Origin of the sequence: Streptomyces sp. SID4985 (assembly GCF_009863025.1) — a bacterium.
Lineage (GTDB): Bacteria > Actinomycetota > Actinomycetes > Streptomycetales > Streptomycetaceae > Streptomyces.
Genome location: NZ_WWIR01000312.1, coordinates 1 through 410, shown reverse-complemented (window position 1 = coordinate 410; position 410 = coordinate 1). Strand labels below are relative to the sequence as shown.

The window sequence follows — 410 nt, the reverse complement described above, 5'->3', positions numbered from 1 at the left end:
GCGTCCTGGTACTGCTTGTCGTCGTCGGCCCAGACGTAGTAGTCGCCGTAGGGGCCTTCGGGGTTCTCGCGGGACTCCTGGAACCATGGATGCTGGTCACTGGTGTGGTTCATGACGAAGTCGATGACGACGCGCATCCCGCGCTGGTGGGCGGCGTCCACGAAGTCCACGAAGTCCGCGAGGTCGCCGAACTCGGGGAGTACGGCGGTGTAGTCCGAGACGTCGTAACCGCCGTCACGCAGCGGGGACTTGAAGAACGGTGGCAGCCACAGGCAGTCGACGCCCAGCCATTGCAGGTAGTCGAGCTTGGCGGTGAGACCCTTCAGGTCCCCGATGCCGTCGCCATTGCTGTCCTGGAAGGAACGCACCAGGACCTCGTAGAAGACGGCGCGCTTGAACCACTCCGGGTC

General features: G+C 64.4%; 1 protein-coding gene. It reads right to left on the bottom strand.

Annotated features, from left to right (window positions below):
* On the bottom strand, positions 1-410 hold a 410-nt coding region (locus tag GTW40_RS12730; RefSeq protein WP_237525477.1), incomplete at both ends, for an alpha-amylase family glycosyl hydrolase.